Origin of the sequence: Cohnella fermenti (assembly GCF_004801405.1) — a bacterium.
GTDB lineage: Bacteria > Bacillota > Bacilli > Paenibacillales > Paenibacillaceae > Cohnella > Cohnella fermenti.
The window spans coordinates 177,952-196,294 of record NZ_SSOB01000007.1; the positions used below are offsets into that span (position 1 = coordinate 177,952).

Annotated in this window: 15 protein-coding genes; 12 read left to right on the plus strand and 3 right to left on the minus strand. The window is 61.7% G+C overall.

The window, feature by feature from the left end:
• Positions 1 to 37 precede the first annotated feature (37 nt).
• Complete coding sequence (locus E6C55_RS07555; protein ID WP_230986590.1) at positions 38 to 4,015, minus strand: carbohydrate-binding protein; 3,978 nt, start codon at positions 4,013 to 4,015, stop codon at positions 38 to 40.
• 305 nt (positions 4,016 to 4,320) lie between these two features.
• Here E6C55_RS07555 and E6C55_RS07560 point away from each other — a divergent pair, with 305 nt between their 5' ends.
• The 9 genes from E6C55_RS07560 to hmpA all read left to right on the plus strand — a co-directional run bounded on the left by E6C55_RS07560 (position 4,321) and on the right by hmpA (position 13,540).
• Positions 4,321 to 4,920: a TetR/AcrR family transcriptional regulator gene (locus tag E6C55_RS07560; protein WP_136369168.1), complete on the plus strand. Its 600-nt coding sequence runs from the start codon at positions 4,321 to 4,323 to the stop codon at positions 4,918 to 4,920.
• Positions 4,921 to 5,126: 206 nt separating this feature from the next.
• Positions 5,127 to 5,894 carry an ABC transporter ATP-binding protein gene (locus tag E6C55_RS07565; RefSeq protein WP_136369169.1) on the plus strand — a complete coding sequence of 256 codons (768 nt, stop codon included), beginning with the start codon at positions 5,127 to 5,129 and terminating at the stop codon, positions 5,892 to 5,894.
• Positions 5,895 to 5,932: 38 nt separating this feature from the next.
• A complete protein-coding gene (locus tag E6C55_RS07570; RefSeq protein WP_136369170.1) occupies positions 5,933 to 7,006 on the plus strand; it encodes an aliphatic sulfonate ABC transporter substrate-binding protein in 1,074 nt (357 codons plus the stop codon).
• Between the two features lie 16 nt (positions 7,007 to 7,022).
• Positions 7,023 to 7,817 carry an ABC transporter permease gene (locus E6C55_RS07575; protein WP_136369171.1) on the plus strand — a complete coding sequence of 265 codons (795 nt, stop codon included), beginning with the start codon at positions 7,023 to 7,025 and terminating at the stop codon, positions 7,815 to 7,817.
• Between the two features lie 6 nt (positions 7,818 to 7,823).
• Entirely contained in the window at positions 7,824 to 8,702 is an 879-nt protein-coding gene (locus E6C55_RS07580) for an ABC transporter permease (RefSeq protein WP_136369172.1), read from the plus strand.
• A 37-nt stretch (positions 8,703 to 8,739) separates the two neighbouring features.
• Entirely contained in the window at positions 8,740 to 10,089 is a 1,350-nt protein-coding gene (locus E6C55_RS07585; RefSeq protein ID WP_136369173.1) for an LLM class flavin-dependent oxidoreductase, read from the plus strand.
• Positions 10,090 to 10,375: 286 nt separating this feature from the next.
• The gene (locus E6C55_RS07590) at positions 10,376 to 10,573 is read left to right on the plus strand and encodes a hypothetical protein (RefSeq protein WP_136369174.1); all 198 of its coding nucleotides are present in this window, start codon (positions 10,376 to 10,378) and stop codon (positions 10,571 to 10,573) included.
• Between the two features lie 858 nt (positions 10,574 to 11,431).
• The gene (locus E6C55_RS33715) at positions 11,432 to 11,596 is read left to right on the plus strand and encodes a hypothetical protein (RefSeq protein ID WP_168735524.1); all 165 of its coding nucleotides are present in this window, start codon (positions 11,432 to 11,434) and stop codon (positions 11,594 to 11,596) included.
• Positions 11,597 to 12,292: 696 nt separating this feature from the next.
• Positions 12,293 to 13,540 carry an NO-inducible flavohemoprotein gene (hmpA, locus tag E6C55_RS07595; protein WP_136369175.1) on the plus strand — a complete coding sequence of 416 codons (1,248 nt, stop codon included), beginning with the start codon at positions 12,293 to 12,295 and terminating at the stop codon, positions 13,538 to 13,540.
• Here the strand turns inward: hmpA and E6C55_RS07600 are convergent.
• Positions 13,474 to 14,028, minus strand: coding sequence for a Crp/Fnr family transcriptional regulator (locus E6C55_RS07600; protein ID WP_136369176.1), 555 nt, complete (start codon positions 14,026 to 14,028; stop codon positions 13,474 to 13,476). The two genes, hmpA and E6C55_RS07600, sit on opposite strands and share 67 nt — an antisense overlap.
• Before the next feature lie 86 nt (positions 14,029 to 14,114).
• Positions 14,115 to 15,284, minus strand: a complete 1,170-nt coding sequence (locus E6C55_RS07605; protein WP_230986593.1) for an MFS transporter — start codon at positions 15,282 to 15,284, stop codon at positions 14,115 to 14,117.
• 268 nt (positions 15,285 to 15,552) lie between these two features.
• On the opposite strand from E6C55_RS07605, the gene E6C55_RS07610 reads away from it, so the two are divergent.
• From E6C55_RS07610 to E6C55_RS07620, 3 genes are all read left to right on the plus strand, one after another.
• A complete protein-coding gene (locus E6C55_RS07610) occupies positions 15,553 to 16,383 on the plus strand; it encodes a helix-turn-helix transcriptional regulator (RefSeq protein WP_136369178.1) in 831 nt (276 codons plus the stop codon).
• A gap of 115 nt (positions 16,384 to 16,498) precedes the next feature.
• Positions 16,499 to 17,710, plus strand: coding sequence for a multidrug efflux MFS transporter (locus tag E6C55_RS07615; RefSeq protein WP_136369207.1), 1,212 nt, complete (start codon positions 16,499 to 16,501; stop codon positions 17,708 to 17,710).
• A complete protein-coding gene (locus E6C55_RS07620; protein ID WP_136369179.1) occupies positions 17,710 to 18,309 on the plus strand; it encodes an isochorismatase family protein in 600 nt (199 codons plus the stop codon). Before E6C55_RS07615 ends, E6C55_RS07620 begins: the two co-directional genes overlap by 1 nt.
• Positions 18,310 to 18,343 lie beyond the last annotated feature (34 nt).

The window sequence follows — 18,343 nt, forward strand, 5'->3', positions numbered from 1 at the left end:
TCGGAACGATAAACGATACGGTTGTGCCGAGTGCGACTTACCAGTTGTTGCCCGAGACTCGGACGACGCTGAAGTTCGGACTCTTGCTCTCGCCGTAGATCGCGGCGACGCCGGCGTTGTTCACCTTGACGTTGGTGAAGCTGGCCGAGCCGACGACCGGACCTTGGCCGTCCTCCGCCTTCGCCACCAGCTTGATGCCGTAGCGGGTCGGGCTGTTGATCGTGATGTTCTCGAGCCGGACGTTCTGCATGGCCAGGTTCTCCGGCGACTTCGTCTGGAACATCAGCCCGAAGTAGACCGGGTTGTTGATGTCGACGTTCTTCACGAGAATGTTCTTGAAGTCGCGATCGCCGCCGTAGAACCAGATTGCGCCGAAGTTCTGGTAGTCGTTGATCTTGTCGTCGGCGCCGACGCTGGTCCAGAAGTCGCCGCCGGTGCGGTCGAGCGTGATGCCGTCGAAGACGGTGTCCAGCGTGCCGAAGCCGAGCGTGTTGTAGCCGAAGCTGTAGCTGCTGATCGTCAGGCCCGGATACGTGAGCGTATCGGCTCCGTACAGGTTCTGGAACAGGTTGTCTTGGCCGCCGTACGCGGCGAAGGCGGCGGCGCGCCGGACGTTGACGGCGGTCAGGTTCGTGTACTTGTTGCCGACGTTATACGAGCCTCCGGAGTCGACCGCGCTGAACAGGGCGAACGAGTCGTCGCCGGTTCCGCGGGCGTAGTTGTTGTCGATGACGTTGTAGGAGGAGCCGTTCGTCATGTTGATGCCGTCCGCGAACGTGTTCTTGATTCGGTTGTTCTTGAACGTGTTGTACGAGGAATTCACGCCCCAGTACAGGCAGACGAAGTGCTCCGCCCAGACGTTCTCGATCGTGACGTTCTGCATGCCGTTGCCGTCGATGAACTTGCCGGGACCGTCGACGCGGTAGATGTAGTTGCCCCAGGCGGACAGGTCCTTGATCGTAGAGCCGTTGGCCGTGGAGCCGATGTTGAAGCCGACGTCGGTGTTCGTCTGGCTCTGCGGCGCGATCAGCTTCGTGTGCCACGGTCCGGCGCCGATGATCTCCGTCGCCCGTCCGTACAGATAGATCTTGGACGAGATCGTCCATTCGCCGGCCGGGATAAAGATGCCCTTCTTGGTCGTATCCTGGCGGAATTCGTTCAGCGCCTGCTCGATCGACTTGCTGCCCGACACCTCGACGTACTTGCTCGGGTCCGGATTCGAAGCGGCCGGCGCGACGTTCTCCGTCTCGATCATGTCGACGTAGATCCAGGACACGTCTCCGGCGTCCTTCTGGATCTTGATCTTGGTGCCGGCCGGGTATACCTGGTTCAGCAGAAGCTGCGCGTCCTCGTACAGCCAGTAAGCCTTCGAGCCGGAGTTGTTGTAGCCGAGCTCTCCGAGCGTGGTCGGCGTGGCGTAGAGATACGAGAACTTGGAGCTGACCGAGAAGTTGCCGACATCCGTTCCGTCCGCGTACACGCTGATCGTGCCGGTCGTGTTCTCCGCGACCGCGTTGCGCAGGACGAACGCATTGGCCGGCGAGGTCAGCGTGAACTCGACGTATTCGCCGCCGGCGTCGAGCAGGACGGCCGAGCGGCCGGAAGCTTCGCCCGCGAAGTCGCCCGGCGTGAAGTTCGGGGCGAGCCGTGTGCCGTTCGTGCTATTGGAGGTCGACTCGGCCTCCAGCACGGTGAACGGCATGTTGGCTCCGCGGCCGGAGTACAGGCTGGCCGTGGAGGTGTTGTTCGCCTGCTTGATGGCGACTTCGTTCGCATCGCTGGCGACCGTCGCCGTTACCGTGTAGCTGCCGTTGACCGCCGTCCACGTGCCCAGAACGACGTTCGCCGAGGCGCCCGCCGCCAGGGAGCCGGAGTACGAGCCGCTGAGCGTCTGGATCGTCGCTCCCGCCGCGTTCTTGAGCGTCAGCGAGAGGGCGTGGGAGCCTGCGGCGGAGGCGATATTGCCTTGGTTCTTCAGGTTCACGGTGAAGGTGACCGTATTGCCCGCGCTCGGGTTGCTCGGCGACCAGGACGCGGTCGCGATCAGATCCGAGCTCTGCACCTGCCCGACGATAAGCGCGGACGACGAGGTGAAGCTGTTGTTCGAATCGTCGGTCTCGATGACGGCATTGCTCTCGTCGACCTTGGCGGTGACGGAGTAGGAGCCTGCATCCTTCGCTCCGATGTTCGCGGAGACCGTCGTCGACGCTCCTGCGGCGAGCGCCGCTACGGAGGCGGTGCCGACCAGGGAGCTGCCGAGATAGAAGTTCACGCTTGTCGCGGCGGAGGCGACGGAGCCGGCGTTCTGGACGACGGCGCTAAGCGTGACGGCGTCGGTCTCGATCGGGGAGGTCGGCGACCAGGAGAGCCCCGTCACCTTCAGATCCGGGTTCGGAGCCATCGTGCCGATAATCTGGAATTCGGCGGCTTGCCCGCCCGGCGCGCCGGAATTGGCGGTGAAGCGGAGCTGCACGCTGCTCGCCGTCGCCCCCACCGGAATCGTCACGGTGTTCTGGCTGCTCGGATTGAACGTGTATGTCGCGGCTCCGACCAGGCTCGAGAACGTCTGGGAATTCTGGTCATGCCCGAGCACCTGGATCGTCTGGGTGCGCGTGGCCCATGCGCTGTCGGGATTGAGCTTGACGACGACCGACGTGACGTTGGCGTTCGCGCCGAGGTCGACGGTCAGCGTGCCGGGATGGCCGCCTGCTTCCCAATACGTGCTCGTATTGTTGTCGTTCGCATTCGCCGCCGCGTAAGTAAACGTAGAAGAGGAGGCCGAGATCGGCTTGCCGATCGCCAGGTTCGTATCGCCGCTTCCGCCCGAGCCGGTCCGGGTCACGGAATTGCTGGGCGCGGATACGTTCCCGGCGGCATCCTTGGCGACGACGTAGTAGGTGACGGTCGCAGACGCCGATTGGCTGTCCGAATAGGAGAGCGTCGTTCCGCTCACGCTGGCGCGAAGCTGGCTGTTCGCATAGATGTCGTAGCCGGTCACGCCGACGTTGTCGGTCGAAGCGTTCCAGGAGAGCGCAATCGTGCCGGAGCTCGGCAACGTGAAGCTTAAGCCCGTCGGCGCCGAAGGAGCCTGGTTATCGACGGAGCTTCCCGTCGTGAAGTTCATCCAATTGAGGTTGAAGTCGTAGCCGCTTGCGTAGATGCGCAGCGTCTGAGTCCCCGCGGCAAGCGCGACGCTCGCCGTCACGGTCTGCCAGCTCTGCCAGCCGCCGGTGTTCGGCACCGTCGTCGTGGCCAGCGTCGTCGTTCCCGACCGGAGCTGGAGCTGCCCCGTGGCGGCGTTGCTCGCGACGCGGTATTCCACGGTGTACGTGCCCGCGGCCTGCACGTTCACGCTGTAGTCCATCCAGTCTCCGACGTCGATATAGCCGACGTTAAGACCGCCGCCGGCATCCGTCGTCGTCTCGGTCTGGATGCCGCTCATCGCGCTGTAGCTCTCGGCTTCAAGCTTCCCCGGAATGGCGGACGGAGCGGCCGCGGAGGTGCCGTACACCTCCAGCTCGGAGAGCTGACCGGCCGGCCAGCCGGTGTTGGCGGTGAAGACGGCGCGCACGTACCGGACACTGGCCGCCGCGAAGTCGATCGCGACCGTATTCGCGGAGCTCGGGTCGAACGTATAGCTCGCCGATGCCTTCAGGTCCGCGAAGGATGTGCCGTTCGCGCTTCCTTGAATCGACAGCGTCTGTGTCCGGCTGCCCCACGCGGAAGGCAGCTTCAGCACGACCTGGTCGATCGCAACGGCGCTGCCCAGGTCGACTTGAACCCACTGCGGGAACGCGTTGTTGACGCTCTCCCAGTACGTGCCCGCATTGCCGTCCGTCACGTTGGCGGCTCCATAGACATCGGCGTGGCCGGACTCGGAAGTCGCCTTCCCTGCCGCCAGGTTGGCGCCGCCTGCGGCGAACGCCGGTCCGGGAGCTCCAATCGGGGCCAGGAACGTTCCGGCAATCAGCGCCAGAAGGCATACCCAGGCGGTCCATCGTTTCGTTGTTCTCACGTCATCGTATCTCCTCTCGGTATGGGATTGCTTGTATGGCTGGATTTGCTGCCAGGCTGGTTGCTCACCCGTTCCTCTCCTGTGCGAATTGTCTGTAGGTCAGCGCTGTCATTCCCTGAGGCATCCCTCCTCGCCGGCGTCCTGAAGAACAATCGCCGCAAGGAGATCATAGATCAAGACCTCCTGCGGGGCCATGGGCGTTTCTATCCGAATCGTGTGCGGGATTATGGAACGTCCTTCCAATACGGCCTGGCGGGGTCTCCCGCCTCTGCTATAATGGAGAACGAGAGAGGGGAGCTTCGTCCATGTCGCCAAGAAATATCGAGAGGGACCTCCAGGTGAGGGAGGCCAGAATCAACCAAATTCTGAATTCGGCCATCGAGACGATCGCGATCAAGGGAATCGGCTCGGTGAGCATCAACGACATCGCCGCCGCCGCGAACGTCAGCATCGGCAACGTCTATCACTACTTCAAGTCGAAGGACGAGATCTTCGCCGAGATTCTGAGAAGAGGACAGACCGACTACGGGCAGCACGTCGCGAGCCTCGCGGGGAGCGAGGGGAACGCGCGGGAGAAGCTGAGCCTGCTGTGCGAATCGTGGCTGGCCATCGACAACAACTGGGCGTACACGATCCTTATCCATACGGCCCGCCTGTCGGATGCCTCCTCCGAAGAGACCCGGCGCGCGGTGACGAGCCGGTTCACGAACAACCTCGAGCCGGTGGCCGCGATCATGGAACAGGGGCAGAGGGAAGGGCTCCTCGTCGGCGGTTCTCCGCTGGAGTTGGCCTACTACTTCGTCAGCCTGATTCAAGGCCTCACCCTGCAGAGAATGCCGGGCAACGAGGTGCCCATCCGGGCGAGGGCGGAGTCGATTGTCGCTTTATTCACAGTAGACCGATAAGAAATGGTTGACATCGACACGGAACCCTTGCTACAATGTCGTCAATACAAACCGAGCAATTATTCGGTTTGTGCGGAGCGGACGCCGAGATCGACCGGACAGCCGGAGATCGGGCAGGGCGCCGCGCCGCTTAGCGCAGGGCCTTTTTTTATTCAGTTAAAACCAAGTAATCGGGTAAGAAAAATAAAATTTCGGAGGCGGCAGTCATGCTGACGATCGAGCGCTTGAACAAGACGTTCGCCGCCCCTTCCGGGCCGGTTGTCGCCTTGAGCAACATCCGGCTGCAGGTCGAGCGGGGGCAATTCATCACCTTCATCGGGCCGAGCGGCTGCGGCAAGAGCACTCTGCTCAAGATCGTCGCGGGGCTCGATACGGCCTACGAAGGGACGGTCGAGTTGAACGGCAAGGCGATCACGGGACCTAGCATTGAGAAGGGGTTTATTTTCCAAGAGCCTCGTTTGTTCCCCTGGTTGACTGTCGAGAAGAACATCGCGGCCAACCTGTCGCTGCGCAGCGCGGACGTTCGCCGCCGGGTCGACGAGCTGATCGAGCTGGTGCGGCTCAAGGGCTTCGAGAAGGCGTACCCGAAGGAGCTGTCCGGAGGGATGGCCCAGCGGGTCGCGATCGCCCGGGCGCTGCTGCGCAAGCCGGAGATTCTGCTGCTCGACGAGCCGTTCGGGGCGCTCGACGCCTTCACCCGCTCGCATATGCAGGAGGCGCTGCTGGACATCTGGCAGAACAGCCGGACGACGATGCTGTTCGTTACGCACGATCTGGACGAAGCGGTGTTCCTCGGGGAGAAGGTCGTCATTATGAACCCTCGTCCCGGCCACATCCGGAACGTGATCGGCATCGATCTGCCGTACCCGCGCAAGCGAACCGGAGCCTCCTTCCAGGAGCTTCGCTCCCGCGTCCTGGGCGAGTTCGAGAAGGTCGAGTCGCCTCCGCAGACGGATGTCGGAGCCGGCATCTGATTCACAACAAACCATCGATAGATAAGGGGTACGTACTCATGAGAAAAAGATACGGTCTGATAGCGGCAATACTCGTTCTGGTGCTGATCGTCGCGGGATGCGGGAATTCGAATAACGGCGGAAGCGGCGCCAAGCCCTCCGAGTCGGCAAGCTCCACGGCGGGCTCCGCGGCAAGCTCCGGCGCCTCAAGCGAACCGGCGGCGTCCGAGAGCCCTTCCTACGACGGAGTGACGGTTCAGATCGGCGTTCAAGGCAAGGGAGGCCTGTTCGGCAAAGCCCAGGAGGAGAAGTGGTTCGAGACCGCATTCGGCGAGCTGGGCGCGAAGGTCGAGTGGGTCGAGTTCCAGAGCGGCCCGCCGATGGTCGAGGCGATGGCGTCGAACCATCTCGACTTCGCGGGCATGGGCAACATGCCTCCGATCTCGGCTCAAGCGGCCGGCGTCGACTTCAAGATCATCTCGCAACTGCTGAGCGGCAAGAACAATGTAGCGATCATCGTTCCGACGGACAGCGACATTAAGACCGTCGCGGACCTGAAGGGCAAGAAGGTCGCCGTCACCAAGGGCAGCAACGCCTATAACTTCCTGTACCGCGTGCTCGACAAGGCCGGCCTGAAGGAATCCGATATCCAGGAGATTCAGCTTCAGCCCGACGAGACGCAGCCTTCCTTCGAGGGCGGCAAGGTTGACGCCTGGGCTGTGTGGGACCCTTATATCTCCCTGAACACGCTCAGCGGCAAGGCCCGCGTCCTGGCCGACGGCGAGAGCGAAGGCGTGCTGTCCCCGTCGTTCCAGCTCGTGCGCAGCGGCTTCGCCGAGAAGTATCCGGAGCTGGTTACGCTCTACCTGAAGACGCTGGAGAAGGCCCGTCTCTGGGAGGCCGACAACCAGGAGGAAGCGTACCAACGATACGCGGACGAGCGGAGCATCCCGCTTGAGCTGGTCAAGGGAATGCAGGAGCGCTCCACGATGATCAACACGCCGGTCAGCGATGAGACGATCGCCGAGCAACAGAGCACGGCCGACTTCCAGTTCAGCCTCGGCACGGTCCGCAAGCAGATCAACGTATCCGACGTGTTCGACAATCAATACATCGAAGAAGCTCTGAAGTAAAAGCGAGGTGCGGAGTATGCAGACAACGAGGAGCAGGCTGGCGTTCAAGACGGTTCATCTCCTGATCGGGATGCTCGTGCCGCTGGCGGTATTGATCATCTGGCAGCTCGCGTCCGCGAACGGATGGGTGAACGCGGTGCTCATTCCGCCGCCGAAGGACATCGCCCTTGAGTTCGGCCGCATGCTCTCCTCGGGCGAGCTTCTGTCGAACCTCCGCATCTCAGCGGGGCGGGCGCTGCTCGGCTTCCTGATCGGCGGCGGGCTGGGGCTTGCCGCGGGGCTGTGGGTCGGCTTCTCGATCAAGGCCGAGCGGCTGCTGGACCCGTCGTTCCAACTGCTGCGGACGCTGCCGCATCTGGCCGTCGCGCCGCTGTTCATTCTGTGGTTCGGCTTCGGAGAGACGTCGAAAATCGTGCTTATCGCCAAAGGAGCGTTTTTCCCCTTGTATGTGAATGCCTTCCTCGGCGTCCGTTCGGTGGATCGCAACCTGTTCGACGTGGCGCGCGTGCTGCAATTCACGAGGTGGCAGACGATCTCGAGGCTGATTCTGCCCGCCGCCCTGCCTTCGCTCTTCCTCGGCATTCGCCTGTCGATCGCGGTGAGTTGGCTCGGCTTGGTCGTGGCGGAGATGATGGGCTCGAGCTCCGGCATCGGCTACATCATCAACGACGCGCGTTCGTTCTCGCTGACATCCGTCATCTTCGTCGGCATTATCGTCTTCGCGGCGGTCGGCAAGCTTACCGATTCGCTTGTGCGGCTGACGGAGAAGCGGCTGCTGCGCTGGCGCGATTCTATCGGAGGGGAGGGGTGACGCGGCATGAGTGCGAACGACATCGCATGGGAAGGCGCGGCCGATGCCGGGAAGGCGGCAACGGGCAAGCCGGAGACAGGCAAGCCGTCGCCGGGCATTGCGGCGGCGGGGAAGCAAGGAAGGGCAAGGCTGCCGAAGTGGCTGTACGGCTGGGTGCTGCCGCTCGCGGTGCTCGCTCTGTGGGAGGCGGCTTCGGCGCTCGGGCTCGTGTCCGACTCCGCGCTTCCGGCGCCTTCGCGAATTGCGCGGGCATTCTGGCAATTGTGCGCGAGCGGCGACATGGCGGAGCACCTGAAGATGAGCGCACTGCGGGCGGGAGGAGGCTTCCTGCTCGGCGGCGCGACGGGCCTGTTGCTCGGCGTCTTCACCGGACTCGGCCGCTGGGCGGAGCGAACGCTCGACCCGTCGATCCAGATGCTGCGGACCGTGCCGCTTCTGGCCGTCATTCCGCTGTTTATTCTCTGGTTCGGAGTGGGGGAGTTCTCGAAGGTGCTTCTGATCGCTCTCGGCTCTTTTTTCCCCGTGTACTTCCATACGCACCTGGGGGTGAACAGCGCCGACAAGAAGCTGTACGAGGTCACTCGCATTCTGCAATATTCGAAGCTGAAGCTTATGACGAAGCTGATTCTGCCCGCGGCGCTGCCGAACATTCTGCTCGGTGTCCGCCTGTCGGTCGGGGCATCGTGGCTGCTGCTGGCGGTGGCCGAGATGATGGGCGCAAGCGCCGGAGTCGGCTACATGATTCAGGATGCGCGGGTTTACGCACAGACGGATATCGTCTTCGTCGGGATTCTCCTGTTCGCCCTGGTCGGCAAGCTGTCGGATTCGGCCGTCCGGCTGGCGGAGAGGAGATGCCTCAGGTGGAGCAACACCTACAAGGGGTAACGAGCGTTTATTATTGGAGGAAAAGAAGGGATCGAGCATGAGCCGACAACGGCAGGGACAGCTTCATCTTGGCGCATTCATCTACTTCACCGGGCATCACCACGCCGGCTGGCGCCACCCGGAATCGGGCATCGAGCGGATGTTCGACATCGAATGGTACAAGCGAATTGCCCGCACGGCGGAACGGGGCAAGTTCGATATGATTTTCTTCGCGGATCTGCTGCACCTCATCTTCCCGGCCCGCGCGGCGGCCGGGATGCTCGATCCGGTCGCGCTGCTGTCGGCGCTGGCCATGGCGACGGAGAAGATCGGGCTGACGGCGACGCTGTCGACGACCTACAACGAGCCGTATAACGCGGCGCGCCGCTTCGCCACGCTCGACCATATCAGCGGCGGCAGGGCCGGCTGGAACATCGTCACGTCGCAGGTGGACACGGAGGCGCACAACTTCGGCCGCGCCAAGCATCCGGAGCACGCGACCCGCTACGAGATGGCGAAGGAGTTCGTGGACGTCGTGACGCAACTATGGGACAGCTGGCCGCAGGAGTCGCTTGTGATGGACCGGGCATCCGGCACGTTCGCGGACGAGTCGCAGTTCCGCCGAGCCGAGTACAGCGGGCATTGGTACTCCACGAGCGGCTTGCTGAACGTGCCGCGCCCGCCGCAGGGCTACCCGGTCCTGATCCAGGCCGGATCGTCGGGACCGGGACAGCACTTCGCGGCAAGTGTCGGCGAGGTCATCTTCACGGCGCAGACGTCGCTCGCCTCCGCCCAGGCGTTCTACCAGGAGGTCAACGAGAAGCTGCTCGCGGCCGACCGGGAGCGGGGCAGCCTGCTGATTATGCCGGGCCTGTCGCCGATCCTCGGCTCGACGGAGGAGGAGGCCCGCCGCAAGGAGCGCGAGCTGCTCGACTTGATCGACCCGCAGGAGGCGGTCATGATGGTGTCCGCCATGCTGCAGACGGACCTGGGCGGCTTCCCCGCCGACGGCCCGCTGCCGGACATCCCCGATCCGGTCGAGGCGAGCAACGGGATGAAAAGCCGTGTGCAGCTCATCATGGACCTCGCCCGCAAGGACAATCTGTCCATCATCGAGCTTGGCCGGCGTCTGCTCGGCGCGCGCGGGCACATGCAGTTCGTCGGAACGCCGGAGCAGCTCGCCGACCTGATGGAGCAATGGTACAACGGCTACGGCTGCGACGGCTTCAACATCATGCCTCCGGTGCTGCCGGGCGATCTGGACAGCTTCGTCGACCATGTCGTTCCGGTGCTCCAGCGGCGCGGACTGTACCGCGAGGAATACGAAGGATCGACGCTCCGCGAACACCTTGGGCTCGCCAAGCCCTCGTACGATCACTTCAAGCGTCTCGCCTCGCTGCGGGCCTGAACAACAGGGCGCCTCTCCGTCATTCGGAATGACGGGGAGGCGTTCTTGTTTGGATTGTCCAAGAATCGGGCGAAGCCTCGGCGGCGGCCTCCTTGTCCTGTCTGCCCCCGGAGCAAAGGCTCCCCGGCGACCGAAGTGTGAATTGTAATCGAAATTTCGATCTTATTTGCCCAGTTCAGATGCCAAACGCCAATTGTAAACGAAATTTCGATCTTATTGGCCTGGGGCGGACAGATAACCGCGAAATATAGTCGAAATTTCAATCCTATCTGCCTGGAACGGGCACATGGAAGAATTTATGATTGAAATTTCGATTACAATTGCCCGGCCCGAATCGGCGATGACAAGAGGAGCGAAACCCGTCGATAAAATCGCCGAACCTGCCAAACCTGCCAAACCTGCCAAACCCACCAACCTCACCAAATCCGTCGAGCTGACCGGCCTCACCGAACCCACTAAGTCCGTCGAACTCACATTCATGTAGGAATTTCCAGCCGGAAATGCTGGATATATGCTAACAACCTCCATGCCAACAAGGACGGTTGTCACCCCCTACAATGAACATATTGCGTATAAGGTGGTCCGTCGTTATGAAGCCTATAAAAAGTGGTGCTGGAGGGAGAAACCGTTGGGGGAGCGGAGATGCATACAACGGCACCCCGACGAGCCGGTTAGCAGGGCTGATGAGCGGAAAACCCGCCTATCGACTGTTCGTTCCACTTGCCATCCCGTCCGGCATCTCTTCCCACTCCCCCCATGCGCCTATTCCCTCTGGCAGCATTAGGTCTCTTCTCCCTTTCGTTCAGGATAAGGAGGCGCAAGGGGGAATGGACTGTCCTAAGACCCAAGGGCATGCTCGGCAAGCGGAGGTTCCTGATCCAAGGGGAGAAGAGGCATAAGGGTTCAGAAGAGGGGGAGTGCCTCTCTTGCAACCATAATGTGGAAATCAACTCGCCGACTAGCCGACTCACCAACATGCCGACCGCGCCGGCTGGTGCTAGACGGTGGCGGGACTTTTCTGTCTAAATCCGGTACAGACCGCCATTAGCGAGACATAATTTTCGTATTAAACCTCTAAGCCAACAAGGACGGTTGTCCCCCCTTACAATGAAAATTTTCCGTACGCAGCCTCCGTGGCGATGAAAGCCTACTGTGAAGAGGCTGGGGGCGGAGTTAGTGGAGGAAAGGCATGCCGCTCCGCAGAGACGGTTGGAGGGGGAGGTACAGACCGCCATTAAGCGGGCTTGATTTTCGTATTAAATCACATAAAACGCCCCGATTCCCTCCATTCCGGGCCGGAGGGGGCGAATGGTATGGCGAGGGGCTAGCGGAGGCTGAAATCTTGATCATAATGGTCCGGAGCGAAGCGGCGATGACAAGAGGAGCGGAAACCGTCGAACCTACTGAACCCGCCAAGCCCACCAGACCCGCCGAACTCACTAATCCCGCCGAGCCCATCCAACTCATCCAACTCATCAAGCTCGCCGAACCTGCCAAGCCGATCTAACCCGGTAAACCCGCCAAACCAATTCAACCAACTAACTAAGCTTGCCGAACCTCCGCCGAAGCCCGCCAAACCCCTAATCCCACCAAGCCTGCCAAACCTGCCAAACCCATCAACCTCACCAAATCCGTCGAGCCGATCGGCCTCACCGAACCTACTAAGTCCGTCGAACTCGCCCAACCTGCTACACCGACCGCAGCCGCCGAACTCGCCAAGCCCGCCGGATTTTATGTGAAAAATCACATTGGCGCAGCTCCGGAACGGGTACTTTGCCTGATTTTATGCGAAAAATCACATTCATGGAGGAATTTCCGCCTGGAAATGCTGGATATATGCTAAAAATCGCATAAAACGCCGAAATTGCCCCCGATCCGGGGCCGACGAATGTGAAAAATCGCATAAAATTGCAAAAGCCATCGGGCCGGAGGGGGCGAATAGTATATGGCGAGGAGCTAGCGGAGAAACAGCGAGGAGCTAACGGGGAAACAGCGAGGAGCTAACGGAGAGACAGCGAGGAGCTAACGGAGAGACAGCGGAGGGGGCGAGAAGAGCCGGCCGGGGACGCCCGGAGCTCTCCCGTCACAGAACCTTGAATTTTGGTGTGAGCGAAATCACAAGTCGGCGTTATGCCTCGGGCTATACTTGTTGATGTTTAAGGCGATTGCCTGCCGAATACAAGGATCAAGGGAGAGATTGCGAATGCTCAGCGAGAACACGATACGAATTATCAAGTCGACGGTGCCGGTGCTGGAGGTTCACGGAACGGAGATTACGAGACGCTTCTATAAAATGATGTTCTCGAATCATCCCGAGCTGCTCAATGTGTTCAACCATGCGAATCAGAAGCGCGGAAGACAGCAGCAGGCGCTCGCCAACACGGTGTATGCCGCTGCCGCCAATATCGATCGGCTGGGGGATATTCTCCCCGCGGTGAAGCAGATCGCCCACAAGCATCGGAGCCTCGGCATTACGGCCGACCAGTATCCGATCGTCGGCGAGAACCTGCTCGCGGCGATCAAGGATGTCCTTGGCGATGCGGCAACCGATGAGATCATCGGGGCATGGGCGGAAGCCTACGGAGTGATCGCGGACGTATTTATCGGCATCGAGGCGCAGATGTACGAAGAGGCCGAGAAACAAGAGGGCGGCTGGGCGGGCTTCCGCGAATTCAAGGTGGAGCGGAAGGTCAAGGAGAGCGACGTCATCATGTCCTTCTATCTGGTTCCGATGGATGGCGGTCCGATCGCGAGCTTCGTTCCCGGCCAGTATATCTCCGTTAAGCTGAATATTCCGGGAGATCCCTACACCCATCTTCGCCAGTACAGCTTGTCCGACGCGCCGGGCAAGCCCTACTACCGAATCTCCACCAAGCGGGAAATCGGCTATGGCGACGATCCGGATGGCATGGTGTCCGGTTACATGCACGATTCCGTGCAGGAAGGGGATGTGCTTCGGCTGTCCGCGCCTGCAGGCGACTTCGTCCTCGACCTTGAGGATACGCGCCCGGTCGTGCTGATCAGCGGCGGCGTCGGGCTGACCCCGACGCTCAGCATGCTCAAGACGCTTGTGGAGCGGCAGCCGGAGCGCAAGGCGGTGTTCATCCATTCGGCGCGCAACGGCGCGGTTCATGCGCTGAGGGACGAGGTCGAGGCGCTGGCGAGCTCCCATCCGCAGATCGGCGCTTTCTGGAGCTACAGCCAGCCTACGGACGAGGATCGCGCCGAGCAGGCTTACCAACACGAGGGGCTGATCGACGCGAAGTGGCTGAGGACCGTGCTTCCCGACGGCGAAGCCTCGTATTACTTCTGCGGTCCGGTCCCCTTCATGCAGGCGATCAACGGGGCGCTAAGAGAGCTGAACGTGCCGGAGGCGGACATCCATTACGAATTTTTCGGACCCAAGGGATCGCTGGAAGAGCCGGCCGAGCCGGTCGCGGAGACCGTCTGATCCCGCAGCAGCCGATTGATCGTCTCGCGCCGAAGGCCGATGAACTGGCCGATCTCGTCCTGGGTCAGCACCTCGGTCAAGGCGTTCGGAGCGATGTAGGCCTGGAACCAGGCCTGCAGCTTCCGCAGCCGGGCCGCCGGAGTCGCTTCGGTCAACTGATCGATTCGCTGCTGCATCATCCGCAGCTTGTCCTGCAGCTTAAGCGCAATCGTCCGGTATTGCAGCGGGTCCTGTTCCAGCGCGCGATACCAGTTGTCGGCGGGCAGGGTCTCGATCTCGCTCGTCATTAGGGCGACGGCCGTCCCGAAGTACGGAGAACGAGTCAACAGGGAATGATGAGGAATCATCTCTCCCGGAACAATAATGTTCACAAGCGTCGGTGTCCCGTCTTCGTGTACTCGAAGGATTTTCAGCAGACCGCTCTTTACTTGGTACAGGGGCCCGGATTCGCCTTGCCGGAAGAGGACCTCGCCTTTGTGAATGAACATGAACGGCTCCTATCTGTCGTCAATGGTTGCTCTCCGTCTATCATAAGCGATCCGGAACCCTCAGTCTAACTGGGGGTTCTCTTCGCTCAGCGGCCGCCCATGATCCGCGAATCCTTGGGAAGCAGGAACGCGAGGACGCCGAGCAGCGGGAGGAACGCGGACGCCTTGATCACGAATTCGACGCCGGTCTGGTCGATGAGCGAGCCGAGCACAACCGAGCCGAGACCGCTCAGGCCGAAGGAGAGGCCGAAGAACAGGCCCGCAATCATGCCGACCCGGCCCGGCAGCATCTCCTGCGCATACACGATGATGACGGAGAAGCCGGACATGAGGATGGCGCCGACGGCCAGACAGAGCGCAACCGAGCCGATCGGGCCGGCATACGGAAGCAGGAGAGCGAACGGAGCCGTGCCGAAGATCGAGAACCAGATGATCTTCTTCCGGCCGAAGCGGTCGGCGAGCGGTCCGCCGAGCAGCGTGCCGGCCATGCCGGCGAATTGAAGGGCGAACAGGGACACCTGCGCGCGTTCGAGCGAGAGGTGATACTTCTCCATGAAGTAGAACGAATAATACCCCGTCATGCTCGCCAGGTACACGAACTTGGAGAACAGCAGCAGGACGAGGATCGCCATCACGAAGAGGACGAAGCCGCGGGAGAACGTACTCCCGCTGTTCGGCGTTGCCCGGACGCCGTTGCCTCCGGCGGAACGCTGCCGCGATTGGACGCGGTACCACTTGGCGACCCGCCATTGAATCAGGATGCCGGCAAGCGCGAGCAGCGTGAACCAGAGGAAGCCGTGCATGCCGAGCGGCGTGATGATGAACGCTACCATGAGCGGAGCAAGGGCCTGGCCGGTATTGCCGCCGACCTGGAACACGGATTGCGCCAGCCCGCGTCCCTTGCCGGCAGCCATATGGGCGACGCGCGACGACTCGGGGTGCAGCACCGATGAGCCGATGCCGATGAGCGCGGCCGACACCAGCAGCATCGCAAGTCCGGGCGACAACGCCAGGCCGACCATGCCGAGCAGCGTGAACGCCATGCCGAGGGGAAGCAGGATCGGCATCGGCCAGCGGTCCGTGTACGTGCCGATCAGCGGCTGAAGGATCGAAGCGGTCACGTTGAGCGTGAAGGCGATCCAGCCGATCTCGGCGTAGCTAAGCTGAAGCGACGTCTGGAAAATCGGGAATACGGCGGGGACGGAGTTCTGCATGGCGTCATTGAGCAAGTGCGCGAAGCTGACGCTGAGCAGCATGGCGTTAGCGGCCTGTCTTGTCGAAGGGCCTTCGGCCGGCTCATGCGCGGGCGCGGGCTTGATTGCGGATTCAGATGCGGATTCGGTTGCGGGTTGGGACATAAGATCACCTTTCGTTTCGGGATTGCAGTCATGTTGGGCTTTCTGATGGGTATCATTTTAACGGAATCGGGCTGCCGCGTATCTCCGATAATTGCTTGGAAATCGGGCAATTATTGCGATAAGAACTGCTATAATGAGAGCATCCGCCCGAGGAGGCTCCAGGCTCATGAAGCTCAACAATCTCTACTTCCATATCCATTACTGCAACGCGAGGCAATCGACCTCGGCGGACGATCGCCCGATCCGGCTTCAACGCACCCTGTCGCATCACGAGCTCATCTATATTGCGGAAGCGAAGGGGACGTTCACGATAGGCGGCAAGACGCACAAGCTCAGAAGCGGAATGCTGCTCTATATTCGCCCCGGCGCGCCGCATGCGATCGAGACGGTGCCCGGCACGGCGGGCCGCTTCTACTCCGTCCACTTCAGCTTCGGGAGAGTGGATATCGGCGAAGACGGCTGGGGCATCCGCGAGGAAGTGCAGCCGCTCCCTCTGCAGGCCGCGCAGACGCTGGCGGATTCGTACCAGGTGGAGGACTCGTTCCGCAGGCTGGCCGAGACGTGGCTTGCGAAGCTGCCGGGGTACGAGTTCCTGTCCGCAGCGCTGCTGCAGCAATTGCTGGTCGCGATCGCTCTTAAGCTGAAGAAGGCGGATCGCCGCTTCGCGGCCTCCCATAAGATCGAGAGAATCATCCGCTACATGCAGGATCATCTGCAGGACAAGCTTACGCTAGGGCAACTGGCGGAGCAGGCGCAGTGGTCGCCGACCTATCTGTCGAGAACGTTCCGGGACATCACCGGCTGCACCGTCATCGAGTACATCAACAAGCTCAAGATGGACAAGGCCAAGGAGATGATGCTGATGGGAGGCAAGAAGGTCAAGGAGGTCGCCAAGGCGCTGGGGTATGCGGACGAGTTCTACTTCAGCCGCGTCTTCAAGAGATCGGAAGGAATGAGCCCGTCGGAATATTACAGCAAGATCGTCCATGGAGTTTAAGATCCTGCATGTTCGGCAAGCCTGTCGGCTGATAAGATGAGGATGTTCAAGGCGGCCCCGCGCGTTCGGGGCCGCCTAGGGAATGCCAGCATCGCAGAAGGAAGGCTTGTTCGTCATGCCCATGTGGAGAAGAAATCTGCTCGTCTGCTGGTTCGGCCTGTTCCTGACCGGCATCGGCATGAGCCAGATCGCTCCGATCCTGCCGCTCTACATCCAGCATCTCGGCGTGCAGGAGCCCGATTCCGTCGCCCGGTTCGCGGGACTCGCGTTCGGGATTACCTTCATCGTCTCGGCGATCTTCTCGCCCATCTGGGGCATCGCGGCCGACAAGTTCGGGCGCAAGCCGATGCTGCTGCGGGCCAGTCTCGGCATGGCGATCGTCATCGGCTGCATGGGATTCGCGCACAATGTATACGTCCTGGTTGCGCTGCGAATGCTGCAAGGGATCATCACCGGGTACGGCACGGCCTGCACGACGCTTATCGCCACCCAGACGGACAAGGAGCATTCGGGCTGGGCGCTAGGGACGCTGTCGACGGCGAACATCTCGGGCTCCCTGATCGGGCCGACGGTCGGGGGGCTGCTCGCCGAGAAGTTCGGTCTGCAGAGCTCCTTCTTCATTACGGGCGGGCTGATGTTCCTGGCCTTCCTCACGACCGCTTTGTTCGTGAAGGAGTCGTTCGTGCGCCGGGAAGCGAAGGCAAGCTCGATGAAGGAAGTGTGGAGCCGCGTGCCGGAGAAGAGCCTGACGATTACGCTGTTCGTTACCTTCTTCATTCTGACCGTCGCCATGTACTCCATCGAACCCGTCATGACCGTCTATGTTGACGAGCTCAGCCGGGGCGCCGCCCACGTCGCGCTGATTGCCGGGATCGCCTTCTCCGCTTCGGGACTGGCGCAGATCGTGGCCGCGCCCCGTCTCGGCAAGCTGTCCGACCGGGTCGGAGCCCACAAGGTGCTGCTCGTCGCGTTGATCGCGGCGGGGCTCGTCTTCATCCCGCAGGCGCTGGCGAGCAATCCGTGGCAGCTTGCGGGGCTGCAGTTCCTGCTCGGCCTGGCGGCCGGCGGGCTGGGACCTTCCGTCAACATCCTGCTGAGGAAAATCACTCCGAGCGCGCTCACCGGCCGAATGTTCGGGTTCAGCAACTCCGCCGCTTATCTGGGCGTGTTCGGGGGAGCGCTGCTTGGCGGGCAGCTCGCGGCCTGGCTCGGGGTTCGTTCCGTGTTCTTCACGACGGGCGCCTTGCTGCTGCTGAATGCGGCCTGGGTGTATGCCAAGCTGTACAAGAAGCTTCAGATCAAACCAATCGAAGGGGAGAGCCAATAATGTCGAACAAGGAAGCAAGCAAGCCGGAGTTGAAGCTGGACCCGAAGAAGACCGCGCTGGTCGTGATCGACCTGCAGAAGGGAATCGCGGCAACGGGAAGGCCGGCCGCGCCGAATTCGATCGAGACGCTGGTCGGCAATGCGAGCAAGCTCGCCGAGGCGTTCACGGAGAAGGGGGCGTTCGTCGTTCTGGTCCGGGTGTCCTTCGTGGATGGCCGCGACGCGCTCCGTCCGGTCACGGACTCGACGGCCGCGGCCATGCAGCCGCCGCAAGGCTGGGACGAGCCGATTCCCGAGATGGCCCGATTCGAGCAAGCCCATGTGGTGCTGAAGCGGCAGTGGGGAGCGTTCTTCGGAACCGATCTCGATCTGCAATTGCGCCGCCGGGGCATCGACACGATTGTGCTGTGCGGACTCTCGACCTCGATCGGCGTGGACACGACGGCGCGGGAAGCGTTCCAGCTCGGCTACAACCAGGTGTTCGCCGTGAACGCGATGACCGCGATGGCCAAGGAGGAGCACGACTACGTCGTCGGCACGATGTTCCCGCGCATGGGCCGCGTTCGGACGGCGGAGGAAGTTGTCGCAGCGCTGAGCTGAATGTCGCCGTGCAGCCTTCGTACACGATCTGAAT

What these genes read in the sequence shown, in the direction of transcription:
- E6C55_RS07560 (WP_136369168.1), top strand. Translation starts at nt 4,321, where the DNA reads ATGTCGCCAAGAAATATCGAGAGGGACCTCCAGGTGAGGGAGGCCAGA.
- E6C55_RS07565 (WP_136369169.1), top strand. Translation starts at nt 5,127, where the DNA reads ATGCTGACGATCGAGCGCTTGAACAAGACGTTCGCCGCCCCTTCCGGG.
- E6C55_RS07570 (WP_136369170.1), top strand. Translation starts at nt 5,933, where the DNA reads ATGAGAAAAAGATACGGTCTGATAGCGGCAATACTCGTTCTGGTGCTG.
- E6C55_RS07575 (WP_136369171.1), top strand. Translation starts at nt 7,023, where the DNA reads ATGCAGACAACGAGGAGCAGGCTGGCGTTCAAGACGGTTCATCTCCTG.
- E6C55_RS07580 (WP_136369172.1), top strand. Translation starts at nt 7,824, where the DNA reads ATGAGTGCGAACGACATCGCATGGGAAGGCGCGGCCGATGCCGGGAAG.
- E6C55_RS07585 (WP_136369173.1), top strand. Translation starts at nt 8,740, where the DNA reads ATGAGCCGACAACGGCAGGGACAGCTTCATCTTGGCGCATTCATCTAC.
- E6C55_RS07590 (WP_136369174.1), top strand. Translation starts at nt 10,376, where the DNA reads ATGGAAGAATTTATGATTGAAATTTCGATTACAATTGCCCGGCCCGAA.
- hmpA (WP_136369175.1), top strand. Translation starts at nt 12,293, where the DNA reads ATGCTCAGCGAGAACACGATACGAATTATCAAGTCGACGGTGCCGGTG.
- E6C55_RS07600 (WP_136369176.1), bottom strand. Translation starts at nt 14,028, where the DNA reads ATGTTCATTCACAAAGGCGAGGTCCTCTTCCGGCAAGGCGAATCCGGG.
- E6C55_RS07605 (WP_230986593.1), bottom strand. Translation starts at nt 15,284, where the DNA reads ATGCTGCTCAGCGTCAGCTTCGCGCACTTGCTCAATGACGCCATGCAG.
- E6C55_RS07610 (WP_136369178.1), top strand. Translation starts at nt 15,553, where the DNA reads ATGAAGCTCAACAATCTCTACTTCCATATCCATTACTGCAACGCGAGG.
- E6C55_RS07615 (WP_136369207.1), top strand. Translation starts at nt 16,499, where the DNA reads ATGCCCATGTGGAGAAGAAATCTGCTCGTCTGCTGGTTCGGCCTGTTC.
- E6C55_RS07620 (WP_136369179.1), top strand. Translation starts at nt 17,710, where the DNA reads ATGTCGAACAAGGAAGCAAGCAAGCCGGAGTTGAAGCTGGACCCGAAG.